A 21,031-nucleotide genomic window follows, 5' to 3' on the forward strand; every position below is an offset into this window, starting at 1 on the left:
AGGATCCGTCGCCCGTGGAACTATTTTTGGCCGTTCTCGTCCTGCTCGCGCTGATCGGCGTCTCCAACGCCGTCAGCCGCTTCCTTCCGTTTGTCCCAGTTCCGCTCATCCAGATCGCGCTCGGGGGCCTCGCCGCGATGATGTCGCCGGCCATTCGCGTGCCGCTCGAGCCGGAGCTGTTTTTCGTGCTGTTCATCGCGCCGCTTCTGTATAACGACGGCAAAAATACACCCCGCGACGAGCTGTGGAAGCTGCGGGCGCCCATTTTGTTCATGGCGGTCGGGCTTGTGTTCGTTACCGTGGTCGCGGTCGGCTATGCGATTCATTTCCTGATTCCGTCGATCCCGCTCGCGGCGGCTTTCGGCCTGGCCGCCATTTTGTCGCCTACGGACGCGGTCGCGGTCGCCGCGCTGGCCGGAAGAATCCATATGCCGAAAAGATTGATGCGGCTGCTGGAGGGGGAAGCGCTCATGAACGACGCTTCCGGCCTCGTCGCCTTCAAATTCGCGATCGCCGCCGCGGTGACCGGCGTCTTTTCGCTGCCGCACGCGGTCGGAAGCTTTCTCGTCATTTCGCTAGGCGGCCTCGTCGCCGGGGCGGTCATCGCCTTCCTGATCGGCTGGCTGCGCGTCGTGCTGCGCCGAAGCGGGATGGAGGACGTGACGATGCATATGCTCATTCAGCTGTTGACCCCGTTCCTGCTCTACATCGTCGCCGAGGAGCTCGGGATGTCGGGCATTCTCGCCGCCGTCGCCGGGGGCATCGTCCATGCGATCGAGCGCGACCGCGCCGAGCCGTCCATGCTGAAGCTGAGAGCCGTCTCGACCGGCACGTGGTCGGTCGTGCTGTTTATACTGAACGGCCTCGTCTTCGTCATACTCGGACTGCAAATTCCGGCGGTCGCGCGCATTATCTGGCTCGATCCGGCTTTCAACAATGTAAAGGTGATCGGCTACGCGGCGATCATTTTCGCCATGCTCATCGCGCTTCGCTTCGTATGGACATATGCGTTCACCCGGGGCGGCCGCCTGTTCGGCTTGAAGCGGCGGCGGGAGGCGCCCAGCCTTCGCGTGCTGGTATTGACGGCGTTCTCGGGCGTCCGGGGGGCGGTGACGCTGGCCGGCGCGTTTTCGATTCCGCTGGCGCTCGCGGACGGCAGCCCGTTTCCGCAGCGGGACTTGATCGTGTTCCTCGCCGCCGCCGTCATTTTGTTTTCGCTCGTCACGGCGAGCGTCCTGCTGCCGCTGCTGTCGAAGAAAAAGCAGCCCGCGGGCGAGGCGGACCGGAAAAAAGCGGAGAAGCAGGCGGCAATCCGCGTCATGACGGCGGCGATCCAGGCGGTGCACCGGGAGCGCGGCGACGAGACCGACGCCGCGGCAGCCGCCGTCATCGCGGACTACAAGTCGCGGATCCGGGAGCTGCGTCTGAAGGAGGAGGGCCGGAAGCAGGCGGCGTTGTCCGGCGAGAAGGAAGCGGAGCTGCGCCTGACGGCGCTTCGCGAGGAGCGGGAGTGCGCCAGGCGCATGCTGGAGAGCGGCCAGATCGAGCGGAAGCACGCCGACCGGTTTTTCCGCACGCTCGATCAGGTCGAGCTCATTTTGGCGAACCGGCTCCATTTGTGGCTGATGATGGCGCGCCTGTTTCTGGACAAGCTGCGGGCGAGCTTTACGGGCAAGGAGCCGGCGCTGGCGAAGCTGCCCGAAGCCGATCTCGAGGCGCTGCGGACGATCAAAATCCGCACGTGCGAGGCGGCGATCGGCGAGATGGAAAAAGTGCGCCGCACCGACAACGGGCGCGAGGCCGTCGACGTGATCGCCTATTACAACGGCGTGCTCGATCGGCTGGCCCGGTTTCCGCGCGCCGTTCGCGGCGGCGACAAGCAGTTCGAGGAGCGGAAAAGGGAGCTCTATTGGACGGCGATTCAGGCGGAGCGCGACAAGGTGCAGTCGCTGTACGAGCAGGGCGACATTACGCGGGAGACGGCCGGAAAGCTGCGGGCGATGATCCGGGAACGGGAGGCGGCGACGTTCGAGCTGGGGGAAATCGGCTGATCGCGCGGGAGACGTTCGCGGAGGGAGCCCGGAAATTCCCGGTTGTACGGGGAAGGAAGTCCGGGAGGCAGACCGGGGCCGGGAAACATGCATGGGCGGGCGGGCCGTCAAGGCATGTCGCCCGCATCGTTTTTCCGGTACTCCTGCGGCGTCATCCCGGTTTTGTGGCGAAACAGCTCGTGGAAATACTTCATGTCCTGATAGCCGACCGCGTTGGCGATTTGCTGCACGGTCATCGAGGTCGTTTTGAGCAGCTCGCAGCATTTTTTGATGCGCAGATGCTGCACGTACGACGTGAAGGAGGAGCCGGTTACCTGCTTCAGCAGCCGCTGCAGGTGGCTGACGCTCAGGAAGGAATGGTCGGCGACCTGCTTCAAGGCGATATTTTCGGCGTAATGATGCTTGATGTACTGCAGCGCGTCCTGAATTTTCGGGCTCCGCTTCTCGTACGCGCCGGTCATGATCGTATGGCGGTACAGCAGCGCGAACAGCTGGAGGAAGAGCGCGTGCACGACGACCTCGTAGCCGGGCTGCTGTTGGCGGTATTCGGACAGCAGGTTGTAAAACAGATCCGTGAAAGCGTTATCTTTATCGTAAATATGCAGCCACGGCCGCTCCATCGTCTGCGGGGCGCAGAGCACCTGCCGAAGCACGGAGCCGTCCGGCGGAAAGTCGGCCCACGATTGCAGCGCCTCCGGGCGGAACACGCAGTTGATGACGCCCAAGCTGCCGACCTTCGACGGGGAAGGGGGCCGATAGACGTGGGACGTTCCGACCGGCAGCACGAAAATGTCTCCCTGCTTCACCTGCACGGTCGTGTCGTTAATGTACTGGAAGCCGGTTCCTTCGGTGACGTAGCTGATTTCGATGGCGTCGTGCGTATGCTGGTGCAGCTTGAACGCCTCGTACGCCCGGTTGACGAAGACGTGCATGCCGGGACGAAACCGTTCCTCCGACCTGAAGACGGTCGATGCGGAAGAATGCATGTGTAACGCGACCTCCTTGAACCGGTTTTGATGCGATGCGGATCATAGAACGGCGGCATATATGCGCCCGTCGGCGAGAGACGCCGTGCTTCTCGAACCGTTTGAGCCCCGTCCCGCGTAAGCGGTTGCCTGCGCGCCTAAGCGATCGCGAGCGGAAGCGGACGGTGCGCGGCTTGACGAAATACCGGACGTTTGGGGCCGTTATTTGCGCTTGGCGGGCCGCGATTCGGCCGCTGGGCCGGAGCGCCGCTCCGGGGCTCGCGTAATTCCATTATTACCACGGAACGTTTTTTCGTTCAACCCGTACTTTCGGCGCGGGGGCGTAACGGTCCGTCTACCGTCGGCAGCCGCAAGATGAGTTATTTCCCCTATATTTTTCATGCGTTAGACCCATATATGGTAAGCGTTTTCCTCTATAATAAAAAGTAAGACGGCTGTCCCGGAAACGCGGAAACCGACGTCCTAACACGTATACATTCAAGAGCAGCTGAAGGAGGCGGCCTACAAATGACGCAAATAGACCGGCGGGCGCTCGTAACCCGGCACAACCCGACGATTCGCGGTATCGTGCCGATGGCCCCGCTTTCGGTCGGCAACGGCGAATTCGCCTTTACGGCCGATTTGACGGGGATGCAGTCGTTCCCGGAGCAGTACGAGGTGCCGCTCAGCACCCAATCGCAGTGGGCGTGGCACAGCTCGGGCGGAAGAGGGACATGGAGCCTGAAGGACGCTCCGATGCAGTACCGCGACGGGGATCGCGGCGGCTACCCGATCCGCGCCGAAGACCGCGAGGAGGCGTTTCACTGGCTGCGGCAAAATCCGCATCGGCTGCAGCTCGGCGAGTTCGGCTTCCGGTTCGCGTCGGCGTCCGGCGAGCCGCTGACCGTGCAAGCAATTACGGACGCGGAGCAGACGCTCGACCAATGGAGCGGCGTGCTGACGAGCCGATTCCGGGTCGACGGGGTTCCGGTGACGGTGCGGACGGTGTGCCATCCGAGCGTCGACCAGTTCGGCGTCGTCGTCGAAAGCGCGTTGATCGCCGAAGGGCGGCTCGACATCGCGATCCGTTTTCCGGCGCCGGGGATGGTGTCGCGCAGCTGGGACCGTTCAATAGCGCTGAACTGGGAGGACGCGGATTCCCACGGCACGGAATGCCGGCTGCTTTCCCCGAGAAGCGCGCTGATCGACCGGACGATGGACGACGACGGGTATCGGGTCGCGATTCGCGCATCGCAGGGCGAGCTCGTGCGGGACGGGACGCATGCGTTCCGGCTGCGGGCGAAGGGGCCGGAAAGCCGGCTCGGGTTCGCGGCCGGCTTCGCCGGGGCGGACCGGACGCCGGCGCTCGTTTCGCCGGACGAATGCATCGCCGCAAGCCGCGAGCATTGGGAGTCGTTCTGGCTCGGAGGCGGGGCGGTCGAGCTGTCCGGCAGCCGCGACCCGCGCGCGGCGGAGCTGGAGCGGCGCGTCGTGCAGTCGCAATTTTTGACGGCGATTCATTGCGCGGGCTCGGTGCCTCCGCAGGAAACGGGCCTTTTGTACAACAGCTGGTTCGGCAAATTTCACCTCGAGATGCATTGGTGGCACGCGTTTCATTTTCCGCTGTGGGGCAGGGCGGAGCTTCTCCGCAAAAGCATGGGCTGGTACCGCGACATTTTGCCGGTCGCCCGGGAGCTGGCGAAAGCGCAAGGCTACGAAGGCGCGCGCTGGCCGAAAATGGTCGCGCCGGACGGCGTTCAGAGCCCGTCGCCGATCGGACCGCTGCTCATTTGGCAGCAGCCGCACCCGATCGCGTTGGCGGAGCTGTGCTACTTGGCCGATCCGACCGAGGAAACGCTGCGGCAGTACGGGGAGCTCGTGTTCGAGTCGGCCGACTTTATGGCCTCGTTCGCGGAATGGGACGCGGCGGGCGGCCGTTACGTGCTCGGTCCTCCGGTCATTCCGGCCCAGGAACGGCATAAGGGCGAGCATACGTGGAATCCGACCTACGAGCTGGAATATTGGCGGCACGGGCTGGAGCTGGCCGAGACGTGGGCGAAGCGGCTGGGCGCCGAAGCGAATCCGAAATGGAAGGACGTCCGCGAGAAGCTGTCCGTGCTCCCGGTAGGGGACGGCGTCTACTTGGCGCACGAAAACTGCCCGGACACGTACACCCGCACGAATACGGACCATCCGTCGATGCTCGGCGCCCTGGGCATGCTGCCCGGCAAAACGGTCGACCCGGAAACGATGCGCCGTACGCTGGACCGCGTCATGGAATGCTGGAGCTGGGAAACGACGTGGGGCTGGGACTACCCGATGGCCGCGATGACGGCCGCCCGTCTCGGGGACGGCAAACGGGCCGTCGAGCTGCTGCTGATGGACGTGACGAAAAATACGTATTTGCCGAACGGCCACAACTACCAGCGGCCGGGCCTCATGGCGTATTTGCCGGGCAACGGCGGCTTGCTGACCGCGGTCGCGATGATGGCGTGCGGCTGGCAGGGGGGCCCCGACGGGGACGCGCCGGGCTTCCCGGCCGACGGAAGCTGGACGGTGCGCTGGGAAGGGCTGAACCGGTTCATGTAAGCGAAAATGAAGCGGCAGCCCCTTAAGTTGATGCGTAACCCCCATATAGAGCGATGACGTTTCGGTATAATTTGAGGTAAGAAAAAAGGGTTCGCGGATCGTACGACCGCGACCGACAACGGTTTTGCGGCGAGCGGCAAGGAAGCGTTTTCCGCAATCGGCCGCGAAGGAAGGAGCGGGAGATGTCCATGACGGAAGCGACGCGCGTACCGGCGATCGGCTGCTGCTTGACGGCCGGATCATTTATGGCGGGGCTTGGCGGCTCCGCGGAGGCGGATGCCGGCCGCGACCCGGTCGACGGACTTGTAAACGGCATTATGGAAACGCTGCGAATCGGCTACGACTTCGCCGAACTGACCGTCCGTTCGCTGATGGACCTGTCCGAGCCGGAGTTCGGCCGGCTGCGGAGCAGGCTGGCTGATGCAAACGTGAACATTCCGGCGCTGAACAGCTTCATCCCGCCCGGGCTGAAGGTGACGGGGCCGGATGTCGACGAGGATGCGCTCGTCCGGTATGTCGGGCTCGCCATACGGCGGGCGCGGGCGGTCGGCGCGGACATTATCGTGTTCGGCAGCGGGGGAGCGAGACGGGTTCCGGACGGATTTCCGGCCGAACGGGCAATGAAGCAGGTCGAGCGCTTTTTGGCGATGACGGGCGACATTGCCGCGGAGCATGGCCTGACGATCGCGATCGAGCCGCTGAACCGAGCGGAATGCAACTTGATCAACACGGTCGAACAGGCGGTGCGGCTTGCGGAGCGGGCGCGCTCGCCCCATATCCGCGTGCTGGCCGACGCCTACCATATGCATCTGGAGCGGGAGCCGCTTGGGGTCGTCACCCGGGCGGCCGCCGCGTCGCTGCTGGCGCACGTGCATTACGCCGAATCCGACCGCGGCTTTCCGACGGGTGCGAAAGCGGACGGAATCCGGCTGCCGGAGCTGCTTCGGGCGCTTCGGGAAGGCGGCTATACGGGCCGAATATCGGCGGAATGCTTCTCCGCGGACGCATCGGCGGACCGCTCCGCGGCTCGCGCCGGCTCGCTGCGGTACGTACGGGAATGTTTGCGGCACATCACGACTCGAGGAGCGAATTGACATGGGTTTGTTATTCAAGCTGCGGCTGAACGCCGGCAGCCATCATCGCGACTATTGTCCGGTTTCGTACCGGATCGCCGCGGATTCCCCGCTGCTGCAAGGCCGCGACGCCTCCGGGCTTGTTCTGCTCGGCCCGGGCGGCGAGCCGGTCAAGCTGCAATGCGAGCGGGAGGACGGCGGGATCGTCCTCCGTTGGATCGTGGAACGCTTGTCCGCGGGCGGTACGGCCGACTATGAGGTGCATGCCGGGAGCGGAGCAGGGTTGCCGGCGGAGACGGACGACGCGGTCCGTTTGCTGGAAAAGGACGATCGGATCGACGTCTTGATCGGCGGCCGCTTTTTCACCTCCTTCGTCTACGATCCGCAGTTGGCGAAGCCGTATATCGGCCCGGTTATCGGACCGTACGGGGACAGCTTCACCCGGCTCGATTTCGAAACGAGGGAGCATCCGCATCACCGCTCGATCTGGGTCGCGATCGGCGACATCGACGGGACCGATTTTTGGAACGAACGGGACGGACACGGCAAGCAGCTTATCGCCGAATTTGCGGACAAAACGGACGGCCCCGTATTCGCGAAGCTGACGGCGAACCTGAACTGGTGCAATGCGCGGGGCAAAGCCCAGCTCGCCGAAAGGCGGACCGTCACGTTTTACAACACGCCGGCGGGCGGGCGGTTCATCGATCTCGACGTCGAGCTGTTCGCGGACAAGGACCGGCTCGAATTCGGGGCGACGAAGGAAGCGGGGCCGCTCGGCATTCGGGTCGCGGAGTCGATGAAGGCGGACAACGGCGGCACGATCGTGAACGCCTTCGGCTCGATCGGGGAGAAGGAATGCTGGGGCGTCCGCGCGCCGTGGTGCGACTATTACGGCGAAGCCGGCGGCCATACGCTGGGCATCGCCGCCTTCGACCATCCGGACAACGACGATTACCCGACCTACTGGCACGTTCGCGATTACGGCATGCTCGCCGCGAACAATTTGTATTTCGCCGGCGGCAAGCTGTTCCGGAAAGGGCAGTCGATCCGGTACCGGCACCGCGTCTATTTCCACGAAGGCGATACGGCGGCGGCCAAAGTCGCGGATAAATTCCAGGATTACATCCATCCGCCGGAAATATCGATCGCCGATTAATGCGGGACCGGGGGAGGATACGGATGGAGCAGACGCACATGGAGCGGCCGGATCATCGGCATCGCCTCGTCATGAGGCGGCCGTCCTCGTGGTGGGGCGGCTTGTGGAGGGAAGCGCTTCCTTCGGGCAACGGGACGGTCGGCATCTCCGTCTATGGAGGCGTCCGCAGCGAGACGGTGCTGATCAACCATGCGGAGCTGTGGCACGGCGGGCTGAAGGGCGAGCTGCCCGACGTCGGCGGCTTGCTGCCGGACATTCGCAAGCGGATGCGGGACGGCGACTTTATGGCCGCCAAAACGATGCTGACGGAGGCGCTGGCGGAGCGCGGGTACGACTCGAAGCGCGAGATGCCGCTGCCGCTCGGGGACTTGAAAGTGACGATGCCGGCGCACGACGGTTTCCGCCGGTACCGGCGGTCGCTGGAGATGGAAACGGGGGAAGTTTCCGTTCGCTGGGAAAGCGCCGACATCGCGTACGAACGGACGCTGTTCGTCTCCCGGCGGGACGATCTGGTCGTCTGCGAGCTGCGCGCGCACGGCGGAACGATTGAGGCCGATATCGGGCTGATGCCGCACGATATGGCGGAATCTTCGCCCTCGATCCCGGCTTGCGTGTCCGCATCGGCGCAAACGGTGGCGGACGGCGGCTTTTTGTCGTACGCCGCGACGAACGACGACGGGCGCGACTTCGGCGCCGTGCTCCGGGTCATCCCGAACGGCGGCCGGGTCGATGCGGCGGACGGCACCGTGCGGATATCCGGGACGGATCGCGCGCTGCTGCTGCTGAAGACGTTCGTCCGGGGCGAACGGTCGGACGACTGGCAGCGTCTGAGGCGGGAGCTCGGCGAGGTCGCGCTCACGTACGACGAGCTGCTGGAACGGCATACGGCGCTGCATCGTCCGCTGTTTACGTCGGCCGACATTCGGCTCGGCGAAGGGGACGGCGGCCGGACGAACGAAGAGCTGCTGCAGGACGCCTACGAAGGGGAAGGGCTGCCCGCGGGCCTCGCCGAAAAGCTGTGGGCGTACGGCCGATACTTGTTCGTTTCGGCGACCCGGCCGGACGGTTTGCCTTTTCCGCTGTACGGACTGTGGGGCGGCGAATACCGGCTCATGTGGAGCCATTTCATGGCGAACGAGAACGTCCAGATGATGTACTGGCACGCCGCGGTCGGCGGCTTGTCCGAGCTCGTGCCGTCGCTTTTCCGCCATTACGAGAACCTGATGGACGTGTTTCGCGACAATGCCCGCAAGCTGTACGGCTGCCGCGGCATTTTCGTCCCGGCCGGCACGACGCCGGGCGTCGGCACCCCGTTCCAGACGGTGCCCGTCATTTTGTACTGGACGGGGGCGGCCGGCTGGCTGGCGCAGCATTTTTACGACCACTGGCTGTTTACGGGCGACGTCGCGTTTTTGAAGGAGCGGGCGCTGCCGTTTATGCGCGAAGCGGCGCTGTTTTTGCAAGATTTTTTCGAAATCGGGGAGGACGGCTATTACGTCTCCTACCCGTCGGTTTCGCCGGAGAACACGCCGGCGAACTTTTACCCGCGCGGCCCGAAGCCGCTCGCCCATCCGATGCCGAGCGCGATCAACGCGACGCTCGACTTCGCGATCGCGAAGGAGCTGCTGGCGAATTTGATCGAGGGGAGCCGGGCGGCGGGCGTCTACGAGGAAGAGCGGGCCGAATGGGAAGCGATGCTCGGCCGCATCCCGCCTTACGCCGTCAACGCGGACGGGGCGGTCAAGGAATGGATGGACGACCGTTTCGAGGACAATTACCGTCACCGGCACATCTCGCACTCTTATCCGCTTTTTCCGGGACGGGAAATTACGAAGCAGAGCGATCGCGCGCTGTTCGAAGCGTTCGGCACGGCGATCGAGAAGCGGCTCGTCATCGGCCTGAGCGATCAGACCGCCTGGTCGCTCGCCCATTTGGCCAACTTGTACGCCCGGCTGGAAAACGGCGACCGCGCCCTCGAGTGCATGGAGCTTCTGGCCCGCTCCTGCCTGCTCGGCAATTTGTTTACGGTCCACAACGACTGGCGCGGCATGGGCGTGACGCTGTCCGACAAAAAGGCGCCGGTGCAGCTCGACGCGAACATGGGCCTCGTGTCCGCCGTGCAGGAAATGCTGCTGTACGCGTCGCCGCAGCTGGTCAAGCTGCTGCCCGCTCTGCCCGGCGCATGGAAGAACGGGTCGGCGCGGGGGCTGCGCTTCTGCGCCGGAACCGTCGCCATGCGGTGGGACACGGAGCGGGGCGAGTTCGAAGCCGAGCTGCGAGCCGAGCGGGAGGCGGCGGTCGGCGTGAAGCTTCCGCCCGCGTTCGGCGGCTGCCGCTGGCGGCTTGTGCGCGCGGACGGGACGTCTGCGGACGGAGCGTGCGACGACGCGCTGGACGTCCGGCTCCCGGCCGGGAGCGCGCTGCGGATTTGGACTTAGCCGCCGGTGCGGGGCGGTGAGGCGCGGATAGTGCGCGAAAGAGCGCTATAGGCCCGGTCCCCGGGTCGCGGGAGCGGGGATAGCGCTCGAAAGAGCACTATGCGCGCGAAGCGGCCGCCGGTGCGGGGCGGTGAGGCGCGGATAGTGCGCGAAAGAGCGCTATAGGTCCGGTCCCCGGGTCGCGGGAGCGGGGATAGCGCTCGAAAGAGCACTATGCGCGCGAAGCGGCCGCCGGTGCGGGGCGGTGAGGCGCGGATAGTGCGCGAAAGAGCGCTATAGGCCCGGTTCCCGGGTCGCGGGAGCGGGGATAGCGCTCGAAAGAGCACTATGCGCGCGAAGCGGCCGCCGGTGCGGGGCGGTGAGGCGCGGATAGTGCACGAAAGAGCGCTATAGGCCCGGTTCCCGGGTCGCGGGAGCGGGGATAGCGCTCGAAAGAGCACTATGCGCGCGAAGCGGCCGCCGCACGGGCGCCAACAAAAAACTTATAAAGGGGGGGCGAGCATGGACGGGCAAACGCTACACCGGCGGTTTCAAACGCCGCCGGACGAGTTTACGCCGATTCCGTTCTGGTTTTGGAACGACGCGCTGACGGAGGAGGAGCTGGTCCGGCAAATCGGCGGCTTCGCGGAAAAGGGCGTCATGGGCTTCGTCATCCATCCGCGCATGGGCATCCCCGATTCGATCCCGTATTTGTCGGACCGTTACATGGATTTGGTCGAAGCCGCCGTACGGGAAGCGGAGAGACGCGGCATGATCGTCTTCCTGTACGACGAAGCGATGTACCCTTCCGGTTCGGCGAAGGGGCTCGTCGTGAAAGACAACCCCGAATACGCCAGCCGCGGCCTGAAAATGGAACGTTTCGACGGTACGGAGCCGGTATCGCTGGCCGCCGTGCTCGGGCCGGGCGACGCGCTCGTATCCGCCCAGGCGGTTCGGCTGACGGACGGTCGGCTGGCCGATCCGCAGTCGACGGTCGTCCTGCAGCCCGCGGACGGGGTCGTCGCCTTCGTTCCGCCGGCCTCCGGCGATTGGTCGATCCTGCTGTTCGTGGAAGCGTTTTCGAAAGGGACGATTCGCGGCGTTCACGTCGGGGAAGACGACGGCGAGCCGAACGCCCCCGCTTCCGCCGATTTGCTGAACCCGGATGCGACCGCCAAATTTATCCGGCTGACGCACGAGGCGTACTACGAACGGCTGGCCCGCTATTTCGGCGGGACGATCCGGGCGATTTTCACGGACGAACCGCACATATTGGGACGCCGGCACCAAAAAGGGCTTGTGCCGTGGAGCGGAGGCTTTCTCGACGATTTCGCCGGCGAAGGAAACCGGTTAACCGATCTGCCGCTGCTGTGGCTCGAAGGGGAGCGGGCCGCCGTCGTCCGCTCGAAGTACCGCGCGGCCGTGCGCAAGCGGCTGGCCGCCGCCTACTACAAGCCGCTCGCCGATTGGTGCGCGCGCCGCGGAATCGCCCTGACGGGACACCCGGAAGCGAGCGACGATATCGGCCTGCTCGATTATTTCCACATTCCCGGCCAGGACGTCGTTTGGCGCTGGGTCGCGCCGGAAGACGGCAAGGCGCTCGAAGGGCGGCACAGCACGATGGCCAAATGCTCCTCCGACGCGGCCAGACACCGGGGCCGGCGCAGAAACCTGAACGAGGTTCTCGGCGTTTGCGGCATCGGGAACGGCTGGCATTTGACCGCCGGCGACATGAAATGGTACCTGGACTGGCTGTTCGTCCGCGGCGTCAATATGATCGTCCCGCACGCCTTTTACTACTCCGTGGACGGGCCGCTCCGCTACAACGAGCGTCCGCCGGACGTCGGCCCGAACAACATTTGGTGGCCGCATTACGGAGCGTTCGCCGCCTACGTGAAGCGGATGAGCTGGCTCATGACGGACAGCCGGAACGAGACGCCGATCGCCGTCCTGTGCCGGGACAACTGGCTGCCGTGGCAGATCGCGAAACCGCTTTACGAGCATCAGATCGAGTTCAACTATTTGGAGGAAAGCTTGCTGGCCGCCTCCTGCCCGGAGCGGAACGGGACGCTCCGCATCGCCGATCAAACGTATGCCGTTCTTGTCGTCGAGAACGGCGGCGTCTGGCAGGAAGCGACGATCGAAGCCGTGCGGCGGTTTCGGGATGGCGGGGGAACCGTTCTCGTCTGGGATGATGGCGCGGCGTCGGGCTGCGAAGCGATGCCCCGCACGCTGAGCCTGGCGGAGCCGTCCGGCATCGTCGAGGCACTCGACGGCCGCGTGCGCGGGCCGCTTCGTCTCGATCCGCCGTGCCGCGATATTCGCGCCAGTACGATCGTGAAGGAGGAGCGCCATTTCATCGTTCTCGTCAACGAGGGCGAGGACCGCTACGAAGGCTCCGTCGTCACGTCCTTGCCCGGCCGCGCGGAGCGCTGGGACGCATGGACGGGAGAGACGGGGCCGGCGCAAGCGCGAAGGACGAAGGGGGGGACGGCGCTCCGTCTCGAGCTCGAACGCAGGCAAAGCGTCATCTTCATGCTCGACCCTCGCGCCGCGGCGGATGGCGAGGCGGAACGCGCCGCGGAGCCGCCTGCGCCGCCGCAAAGGCCGACGCGGACGCTGCGCGAGCTGCCGCTTGCCGAAGGCTGGACCGTCCGGGCGGACGGCTTTCCGATCCGGCCCGCGGGGCTCGGTCCGTGGAACGAGCTGCCGGAGCTGCGCGGCGTGTCGGGCACGGCGGTCTATACCGTCGCCTTCGAGCTGGACGATCCGGAGACGGCGGACGTTTTGCTGCTCGATCTCGGGGACGTTCACGAATTGGCCGAGGTGACGGTGAACGGGCGTCCGGCGGGCGTCGTCATGTGGGCCCCGTACGTCCTCGACATCCGTCCTTATGCCGCAAAAGGCCGCAACGAGCTGGAAGTGGCCGTCACGAACAGTTTGGCGAACCGGTACGACGGCGCCGGCGTACCGTCCGGCTTGGTCGGTCCGGTCAAGCTTCTGCTGGGGTAGAACGGATCGGATCCCGGGCATTGCGCTCGGGACGGGTCCGCTAAACGATTTTCAAATTGGGGGAGGTTTATCGATGAAAGCGAATGGAAAAATCAAACTGCTCGCCGCATCGCTCGGGGTAAGCATGGTGTTCGTAACGGCCTGCGCCGGAGGAGACAAAGAAGGAGCCGGAACCGGGACGCAAAACCCGGGCGGGTCGACGAACGCGTCGCTCAAGGAGGATGAAGCGGCCAATCTGGTCGTCTATTCGAACAGCGGGGACTCCGTGGAAAGCTGGAACGAAAGGTTCGGCGACGCGCTCAAACAAAAGTTTCCGAAGTACAATATCAAGTACGTGCAGAAAACGAAAGAGTTCGGCTTGAAGGAGCTGCTGACGAACGGCGAGACGATCGACATTTATTGGGACTCGATCGGCAGCTTCGCCTCCACCGTGCTGGACAACAACATGCAGTACGACATGACCGAGCTGATGAAGCCGCGCGGCATCGATTTTTCCAAAATGGAGCCGACCGTGGCCGACTCCGTCAAGCTCATCGATAAAACGAAAGTGTACGGCATCCCGGTTTTCAACAACAACATGGTGCTTTACTACAACAAGGACATTTTCGACAAGTTCGGCGTCCCTTACCCGAAAGACGGCATGACGTGGACCGAGGCGATCAAGACGGGGGAAAAGCTGACGCGCTTCGACGGCAAGCAGTATATCGGCCTGTCGTCGTCGCAAACGCATATTTTGAACATGAACCAGCTGTCGATCCCGTTCGTCGATCCGGACAAATTGACGCCGACGATCAACACCGACCCGCGCTGGAAAGAGCTGTTCGAAACCGTATTCGTCGGACCGGCGAAGGCGGCGGGCTACAAGGAATACATGGAAGCGCACAAAAGCGTCATCCCGTATCGGGACGAGTTTTTGAAAGAAAAGGAAGTCGCCATGTTCGCCTGGCTGTCGTCGATCATTTTCGTCTACCCCGAAGAATACAAAAGCATGAACTGGGACATGGTGTCGCTGCCGACGTTCGACGGCAAGCCGAAAATCGGCTCTCAGGCGTATCCGACCTATTTCACGGTGACGAACATGTCCAAGCAGAAAGATCAGGCGATGAACGTCATCAACTATTTGATCTCCGAAGACGTGCAGAAGCAGCTTAGCAAGAAGGGCATCATGTCCGTGCTGAAGGACGAATCGATCCGGAAGCTGTACGGCCAGGAAAGCGCGTTCAAGGATAAAAACATGCAGGCGGCGTTCTACAACGATTTCGCGCCGATACCGGCGAAAACGAAATTCGAAAGCTTGCTGCTTACGCCGTACGCGAAAGCGGTTCCAAAGGTCATTTTGACCGGCGACTACAACACGGTCTTCCGCAGCACGGAGGAAGAAACCGCGAAGAAGATCAACGAAGCGAAGCAGCAGTAACGGCTGGGGACGGCCGACGTTGCCGTTACGATGGTCCCGGCCGCCTGCCGCGGCCGGCGCAGCGGAAGCGACGCGCATGGCATTTCGGTTCGCCGAGCCGAGCCGGCGCGACGATGCCGTTCCCGGGAAACGGCTTGTCGCACGATGCGAATAGGCCGGCTGGGCGGCAGCCGGCGGCGGCGAACTCCCGAGACCCGCGTTCAAGCCGGCGGGCCGAAAAGTAACGGAACGGTTTTTCATTCGTTTCCGCTATCCCCGGGCTCGGCCATGGAATGCCCGGCATTTGCCCGGACACGGATGCTTCGTGTCGCGCGACGTCCCCGAAAAACGCCTCCGTCTTCGCCTGCGCGGCGGTTTTGGAGGCGTTTTGCGCGCGGTTTTTGGCCGTCCCGGGCTACCCGCGCGTGCCGGCCCGCGCCGGATGAAACGGGAAAATGCGACCGGTTCGCGTGCAAATAACGTTCGAAGGAACGCCATGTGCCACGACGGAACCGGTTTCCGCGCCGATCTGCGCTAGGGAGCACCGGCTAGGGGCTCCCTCAAGCATGGGCGCGGCCGGCGCTACTTTTTCTTTACTTTGGCGGAGGCGAGCGGGCCGTAATTCATCAGCTGCGTCATCACTTGTCCCATTTCGCGGGCGGGCAGCTTCATGCCGGTTTCGATCCAGTGCATGACGATGCCGACATTGGCCGAGGCGATATAGGCGACCAAGTAATCGCGCGGGATGAGCAGATCGTCGTCCGGCGGCTGCAAGTCGACCAGCTTGTTGTACAGCTGGCCGGTCATGAACGCCTTCAGCTCCCTGACGAACGACATGTCCCCGTTCGGACCGAAGATCGCCTTGAAAAAGTCGGCGTTGGCGATCGCGAACTCGAATATCGCAACGGCGACCGGATAAGGCTCCCCTTTGGCGGCCGAGGCGATCATGTCCCGGGGATCGATGTTCGAGGCGGTGTTTTTGAAATGCCCGAGCATTTCGTCCTTGAGCTTCTCCAGCATGTCCGGAACGTCCCGGTAATGCAAATAAAAGGTGCCCCGGTTCACGTTCGCGCGGTTCGCGATGTCGGTGACGGTGATCGCCTCCGCCTGCTTTTCCTCCATCAGCTCGAACAGCGCGCGGCGAAGCAGCCGGTTCGTTTTGATTTGCCGCCGATCGGTTTTGGTTGTCATTCGGCTCCCTCCATGAAAAAAACTGCGACCTAATGAACAGTCCGCGTCCGGACTGACGATTAATGAACAGCGAAGCCGGACACTGATTATTGCGCATTCCGCTGTCCCCATTATAATTAACAGTGTGATAATTAATCAACAACTTGTTCATTATAATGCGGGGAGTGAACCGGAATGGCATTGTTGAAGCAAAAAACGTTATGGCTCGGCGTGCTCGGCGCGCTTGCGGCGTTGTCCGTCTTCGGCGCGGCGATGATCGGATCGATCGCGGGCGCGAAGCCGCAGGCGCTGCCGGTGGCGCTCGTCGTCCTCGACGAGCCGGTCCGGCTGCCCAGCGGAGAAACGCTGGCCGTCGGCGCGATGGTGAAGGAGAAGCTGCTCGCGAACGCGCAGCTGCCGGTGAAATGGGACGTCGTCGGTACGGAGGCGGAGGCGCGGGCGGGAATGGATGCGCAAGCGTACTACGGCGCGCTCATTCTGCCGGCCGATATGAGCGCCGGGGTGCTTTCGCTCCAAACCGGTTCGCCGCGGCCCGGCGTCGTTCAAATCGTATCCAACGACGGGATGAACATGCAGGCGGCGACGGCGGTCAAGCAAATTCTTCAGCAGGCGATGAAGCTGATCGGCCACGAGCTGTCCAAGCAAGCTCTCGGCTCGATCGGCAAACAAACGCCGCAGCTGCCTGTCGCCGCCGCGCAGTCGCTGCTGACGCCGATCGAGGTGCGGGAGGAGACGGTGCATCCCGTAGGTGCCAATCACGCGAGCGGCAGCGCGCCCGGCATGCTGACGCAAATTCTGTGGATCGGCTGCCTGATCGCCAGCGCGATTTTGTTTCTGACCGCCCGCAAAACGGCGGCGGACGGGGCGCGCAGCGGGACGACCGTCCTGCTGCAGACGATCGTCGGCATTGTGCTGACCGGCGCCGTCTCGGGCTTCATCGTCTGGATGGCCTCCGGCTGGTACGGGATGGAGCTGGCGAACGCGGGAAAGGTGTGGCTCGCGTTATGGCTCGCCGGCTTGGCGTTTTTCTTCCTGCAATCGTCGCTCCTAGTATGGATCGGCTTGCCGGCGATGGCCGTTCTCGTGCTGCTCATGTTTTTCTCCATGCCGGTGCTGAATTTGGCGCCCGAATTTTTGCCCCGGGCGACGCACGACTGGCTGTATTCGTGGACGCCTCTCCGTTTTGCGGCATCCGAGCTGAGGCAGACGCTTTATTTCGACGGCGTCGCGTCTTCCGCGCCGAATGCGGCGGTGCTCTGGTGGGTCGCCGGCGTCGGCCTCGCGCTGCAGCTCGCCTCGGCTTTGCGGAAGGGCGGGGCCCGCGAACGGAACGGCGGCGCCGTATCGGCCGCGGCGGAAGGACGTTAAGACAGGCGAAAAAGGAGCACCCGTCTCTCCGACGGATGCTCCTTTTGACGTAAGCCTAGTTCGCGGCATGCGCCGAAGCCGCCTCGTTCGCGTCCTCTTCGTCCGGGGACGGCTCTCCCTGCCACAGCAGCCGCATTTCTTCGCTTGTCGCGAGCAGCTCGGACAACGTCCCCTCCGCCTCGATCCTCCCGTCCTTCAGCACGATAATATGGTCGGCCCGCGCGAGAGCCGCCCTGCGGTGCGAAACGGCGATGCAGGTGACGTCGCGCTCCGCGAACAGCCGTTCCCAGACGAGCTTTTCCGTATGGACGTCGAGCGCGCTCGATAAATCGTCGAACAGGAGCAGGTCGGCGCGCGTCATCATCATCCGGGCGGTCGCGGCGCGCTGGATTTGGCCGCCGGACAGCATGACGCCCCGCGGTCCGACGAACGTGTCGAGACCTTTCTCCAGATCGACGATGTCTTTCTCCATAACCGCGAGCCGGACGGCCCGTTCCAGCGCCTCCGGCGATTCCGGACTGCCGAGCGTCATGTTTTCCCGCAGCGGATCGCTGAACAGGCGCGGCACTTGCGGCGTGTACGCCGCCCTCGGCGGAATGAGGAAGCGGGCGGGCTCCGCCACGCGCTCCCCGTTCCAATGCACTTCTCCGCCCGTTTTGGGCAGCAAGCCGAGCAGCGTCCGCAGCAGCGTCGATTTCCCGGAGCCGATTCGTCCCGTCACGACGAGAAACGTGCCGCGTTCCAGGCGAAAGCTGATGTCCGCGATCCCGTTCGCGGAGTTCGGGTACGTAAACGTCAGACGCTTCACCTCGAGGCTGCGCAGCCGTTCCCCGTCTTTTCGTTCAGGCGCCGGCGGTTCCGGCGGATCGCCGTACAGATGGATGTCGCGGTGCTCGATCAGGCGGTCTTCCTCGCCCGGCCGGAACAGGACGCGCATCCGGTCCAGCCCGACCCGCAGCCGCTTGTGCTGGAACACCATGTAGCCGAACAGCGAGACGCTGTTGGCCAGCATGGCGAGGTACGACGTGAACAAGGCGAAGTCGCCTACCGTAAACCGGCCCGCCCGCATCTCGGAGGCGCACATGAGCAGGATGAGTCCGGTGCAAACGTTCAGCACGTGCTGGTTGAGCGAACGCATCCACTGCTTGAACAAATTGTCCCGCAGCGCGGCTTGCCGGCGGTCTTCGTTCAGCTTGACGAACCGGTTCAGCACGTGGCGTTCCGCCTGGCCGAGCTTGATCGCCTGAACCGCGCCGAAGCATTCGGCGATGAAGCCGGTAATGCGGCCGGTCGCCTCGCGGTTGAGCTTGCTGTACCGCCTCGCCCGGGCGCCCGACAAATTGTTGAACAGCGTGACGGCCAGCAGCGGCACGATGGCGACGACCGTCACCTGCCAATTGACGGAAGCCATGATCGCGACGGAGACGACCGCGAAGACGAGCCGTCCCCAAAAGTCGACCCACGATTCGACGTATTCGACAACCTCGTCGACGTCTTCCCGGAAGCGGGTCATCGCCTCCCCCGGCGACGCCGGCAGGTTGCGTCCCGGCCAGCGCATGATGCCGGCGAGCATGTTCGTGCGCAAAATCGCCTGGACGTGGTAAATGTACGTCACCCATTCGAAGAAGGCGGCGAAAAACACGCCTACCCGCGTCAGCCGGACCAACGCGACGAACGCGAGCGGAACGGCGAGCCAAAGGAAGCTGCCGGAGCCGCCCGACACGCGGTCGAAAAACCATTGCATCCCGAGGCCGAGCAGCACCGGGATGGAATGAAACAGTCCCCACAGCGCGCCGTTCACGACGAACAGCGTCGGCCGGAACCGGAACAGCCTGATCATAAACCGGGTTACGCTCATGCGGGCTCCTCCTGTCTGTCCGTTTTGAGCAGCTGCGCGTAATGGGACGACGGATCGCGGGCCAGCTCCTCCCTGGAGCCGAATTCGAGAATGCGTCCGTCGCCGAGCACCATGATTTTATCCGCCCTCCCGAGCGTCGACAGCCGATGCGCGATCATAATGCCGGTACAGCGGTCCAGCAGCCGCATCGTCGCTTCGTGCAGCGTCGCCTCGGTCGCCGCGTCGAGCCGGGAGGACGGCTCGTCGAGGATGACGAGGCTCGGCTTCGTCAGAAAGACGCGGGCGAGCGCAAACAGCTGCGCCTCGCCGGCCGACAGCGATGCTCCGCCTGCCGCCAGACGGGTGTCCAGCCCTTGCGGCATGCCGTCGACCCAAGGCTTCAGCCCGAGCCTCGCCATCGTCTCCAGCACGTCCCGGTCGGATACGTCCGGGTCGAACAGCGTCAGATTGTCCCGGAGCGTCCCGTCGAACAGCTGCACGTCCTGCGTGACCATGCCGACCCGGCGGTACAGCGCGTCCAGGCGCAGCTCGCGGATATCGACGCCGCCGATCCGAATGACGCCGCCGTCATGGTCGTACAGCCGCAGCAGCAAACGGCTGACGCTCGACTTGCCGCTGCCGGTTCGGCCGACGATGCCGAGCAGCTCGCCGGGCTGCAGCTCGAAGCTGACGTCGTGAAGCACTTGCTTGTCCGGGCTGTAGCCGAAATTCACGCGTTCGAACTGCACGGAGAGCGGCCCTGCCGGAAGCGCCGCCGAAGCGCCCTCGGCGACTTCGCTCTCCCTCTGCAGCAGCTCGCGGCAGCGGCGCATGCCGGATTTCGCCTTCTGAAACTCCTGCATTTGGTTGCCGAGCTGCTCGATCGGCTCGTTCAGCATTTGCGTATATTGGAAAACGAGGAACAGCGCGCCCAGCGTCACCTGTCCGAGCAAGTACAGATGAACGCCGAGCAGCAGCACGGCCGTTACCGCGAACGTAAACAGCACGACCGTGGCGTTCCACGGAACGACCCGCAGCATCCACGCTTTCCGTCCCCGCACGAACACGGCGCGCATCGCGCGGTGAAACCGGTTCATCACGTAAGGAACGGCGCCGCTGGCCTGCACGTCCTCGATGCCGGCGATCCGTTCCTCGATCAGCCCGTACATGCGGGCGCTCGCTTCCCGTTCCGCTTGCGACGTCGCGACGCCCGTATTGCGGATGGCGACCATGACGCCGACGGACAGCAGCGTGGAAACGGTCATGACGACGGCGATTTGCCGGTTGTAGGCGAACATGAAGCCGAGAATGCCGCTCAGCATAACGAAGCTGCCGACGATCTGCACGATGAACATCGCGAAAAAGTTGGACATGCCGGTCACGTCGCCGTCGATGCGCTCGATCATTTCGCCGGGCGTCTTCAAGTTGTGAAAGCGCATGTCGAGCCGCAGGCAGTGGTGCAGCAAATCGGCGCGCAGCCGGTTCGTCGCCCGCCAGGCGACGTCGTTGCCGAGGTAGCTGAGCGCGACCGTCAGCAGCTGGTTGCATACGGAAACGACGAGAAACAGCCCGGCCAGCCCGAGCAAGCCGGATACCGCTTCTTGGGCGGCGGCCGTATCGATGAACCGCTTCACGATCTGCGGGTTGATCAGCTGCAGCGCGGTCGCCATGAACAGAACCGCAAGCAGGAGCGCCATCCGGCCTTTGACGGGGGCGATATAGCGGAACAGCCAGGCGATCGATCCCGATTTTTGCGGCATAACACGCAACCCCTTTACCGAGAAAAAAATGAAAAGCTCCAGGTTCGATGGCCCGGAGCGGGAAGTGCCAATCCATGCGAAAGCTTCGTTTTCGTATCCCCATCATACACGAAATCCGAAGCGGCCGCAGGTAGAAATTAACTAAAAAAAACTTTAGGGCGAGCGTTATATGATACGATAGACGAATCGGCCCCGCCTGCGGAATCTTTATCCGCA

At 64.0% G+C, this 21,031-nt stretch carries 12 protein-coding genes; 8 read left to right on the top strand and 4 right to left on the bottom strand.

Translation table 11 applies throughout. The features are described from left to right. Positions 1-14 precede the first annotated feature (14 nt). Positions 15-2,051 (top strand): Na+/H+ antiporter, encoded by a 2,037-nt coding sequence (locus PV407_RS08405; RefSeq protein WP_332089466.1) that lies wholly within the window; start codon positions 15-17, stop codon positions 2,049-2,051. A 107-nt stretch (positions 2,052-2,158) separates the two neighbouring features. Here PV407_RS08405 and PV407_RS08410 read toward each other — a convergent pair whose 3' ends face one another. Further along, the gene (locus PV407_RS08410; protein WP_332089467.1) at positions 2,159-3,037 is read right to left on the bottom strand and encodes an AraC family transcriptional regulator; all 879 of its coding nucleotides are present in this window, start codon (positions 3,035-3,037) and stop codon (positions 2,159-2,161) included. A 507-nt stretch (positions 3,038-3,544) separates the two neighbouring features. On the opposite strand from PV407_RS08410, the gene PV407_RS08415 reads away from it, so the two are divergent. The 6 genes from PV407_RS08415 to PV407_RS08440 all read left to right on the top strand — a co-directional run bounded on the left by PV407_RS08415 (position 3,545) and on the right by PV407_RS08440 (position 14,680). Beyond that, positions 3,545-5,605, top strand: coding sequence for a glycoside hydrolase family 65 (locus PV407_RS08415; RefSeq protein WP_332089468.1), 2,061 nt, complete (start codon positions 3,545-3,547; stop codon positions 5,603-5,605). Between the two features lie 188 nt (positions 5,606-5,793). Continuing rightward, a complete protein-coding gene (locus tag PV407_RS08420) occupies positions 5,794-6,699 on the top strand; it encodes a sugar phosphate isomerase/epimerase family protein (protein ID WP_332089469.1) in 906 nt (301 codons plus the stop codon). A gap of 1 nt (position 6,700) precedes the next feature. Further along, positions 6,701-7,834, top strand: a complete 1,134-nt coding sequence (locus PV407_RS08425) for a PmoA family protein (protein ID WP_332089471.1) — start codon at positions 6,701-6,703, stop codon at positions 7,832-7,834. A 23-nt stretch (positions 7,835-7,857) separates the two neighbouring features. Further along, positions 7,858-10,272 (top strand): glycosyl hydrolase family 95 catalytic domain-containing protein, encoded by a 2,415-nt coding sequence (locus PV407_RS08430; protein ID WP_332089472.1) that lies wholly within the window; start codon positions 7,858-7,860, stop codon positions 10,270-10,272. Between the two features lie 501 nt (positions 10,273-10,773). Continuing rightward, positions 10,774-13,263: a glycosylhydrolase-like jelly roll fold domain-containing protein gene (locus PV407_RS08435; protein WP_332089473.1), complete on the top strand. Its 2,490-nt coding sequence runs from the start codon at positions 10,774-10,776 to the stop codon at positions 13,261-13,263. 73 nt (positions 13,264-13,336) lie between these two features. After that, positions 13,337-14,680 (top strand): ABC transporter substrate-binding protein, encoded by a 1,344-nt coding sequence (locus tag PV407_RS08440; protein WP_332089474.1) that lies wholly within the window; start codon positions 13,337-13,339, stop codon positions 14,678-14,680. A gap of 561 nt (positions 14,681-15,241) precedes the next feature. On the opposite strand, the gene PV407_RS08445 is transcribed toward PV407_RS08440, so the two are convergent. Continuing rightward, a complete protein-coding gene (locus PV407_RS08445) occupies positions 15,242-15,850 on the bottom strand; it encodes a TetR/AcrR family transcriptional regulator (protein WP_332089475.1) in 609 nt (202 codons plus the stop codon). A 174-nt stretch (positions 15,851-16,024) separates the two neighbouring features. Here PV407_RS08445 and PV407_RS08450 point away from each other — a divergent pair, with 174 nt between their 5' ends. Then, a complete protein-coding gene (locus PV407_RS08450; RefSeq protein ID WP_332089476.1) occupies positions 16,025-17,218 on the top strand; it encodes a YhgE/Pip domain-containing protein in 1,194 nt (397 codons plus the stop codon). Between the two features lie 55 nt (positions 17,219-17,273). Here the strand turns inward: PV407_RS08450 and PV407_RS08455 are convergent, their stop codons facing one another. Both PV407_RS08455 and PV407_RS08460 read right to left on the bottom strand, forming a co-directional pair. After that, positions 17,274-19,076, bottom strand: a complete 1,803-nt coding sequence (locus PV407_RS08455; RefSeq protein WP_332089477.1) for an ABC transporter ATP-binding protein — start codon at positions 19,074-19,076, stop codon at positions 17,274-17,276. Next, positions 19,073-20,815, bottom strand: a complete 1,743-nt coding sequence (locus PV407_RS08460) for an ABC transporter ATP-binding protein (protein ID WP_332089478.1) — start codon at positions 20,813-20,815, stop codon at positions 19,073-19,075. Before PV407_RS08460 ends, PV407_RS08455 begins: the two co-directional genes overlap by 4 nt. Between the last annotated feature and the right edge of the window lie 216 nt (positions 20,816-21,031).

Origin of the sequence: Paenibacillus sp. GYB003 (genome assembly GCF_036577625.1) — a bacterium.
In the GTDB taxonomy this organism is placed as follows: domain Bacteria; phylum Bacillota; class Bacilli; order Paenibacillales; family NBRC-103111; genus Paenibacillus_AB.

What these genes read in the sequence shown, in the direction of transcription:
- PV407_RS08410 (WP_332089467.1), bottom strand. Translation starts at nt 3,037, where the DNA reads ATGCATTCTTCCGCATCGACCGTCTTCAGGTCGGAGGAACGGTTTCGT.
- PV407_RS08415 (WP_332089468.1), top strand. Translation starts at nt 3,545, where the DNA reads ATGACGCAAATAGACCGGCGGGCGCTCGTAACCCGGCACAACCCGACG.
- PV407_RS08420 (WP_332089469.1), top strand. Translation starts at nt 5,794, where the DNA reads ATGACGGAAGCGACGCGCGTACCGGCGATCGGCTGCTGCTTGACGGCC.
- PV407_RS08425 (WP_332089471.1), top strand. Translation starts at nt 6,701, where the DNA reads ATGGGTTTGTTATTCAAGCTGCGGCTGAACGCCGGCAGCCATCATCGC.
- PV407_RS08430 (WP_332089472.1), top strand. Translation starts at nt 7,858, where the DNA reads ATGGAGCAGACGCACATGGAGCGGCCGGATCATCGGCATCGCCTCGTC.
- PV407_RS08435 (WP_332089473.1), top strand. Translation starts at nt 10,774, where the DNA reads ATGGACGGGCAAACGCTACACCGGCGGTTTCAAACGCCGCCGGACGAG.
- PV407_RS08440 (WP_332089474.1), top strand. Translation starts at nt 13,337, where the DNA reads ATGAAAGCGAATGGAAAAATCAAACTGCTCGCCGCATCGCTCGGGGTA.
- PV407_RS08445 (WP_332089475.1), bottom strand. Translation starts at nt 15,850, where the DNA reads ATGACAACCAAAACCGATCGGCGGCAAATCAAAACGAACCGGCTGCTT.
- PV407_RS08450 (WP_332089476.1), top strand. Translation starts at nt 16,025, where the DNA reads ATGGCATTGTTGAAGCAAAAAACGTTATGGCTCGGCGTGCTCGGCGCG.
- PV407_RS08455 (WP_332089477.1), bottom strand. Translation starts at nt 19,076, where the DNA reads ATGAGCGTAACCCGGTTTATGATCAGGCTGTTCCGGTTCCGGCCGACG.
- PV407_RS08460 (WP_332089478.1), bottom strand. Translation starts at nt 20,815, where the DNA reads ATGCCGCAAAAATCGGGATCGATCGCCTGGCTGTTCCGCTATATCGCC.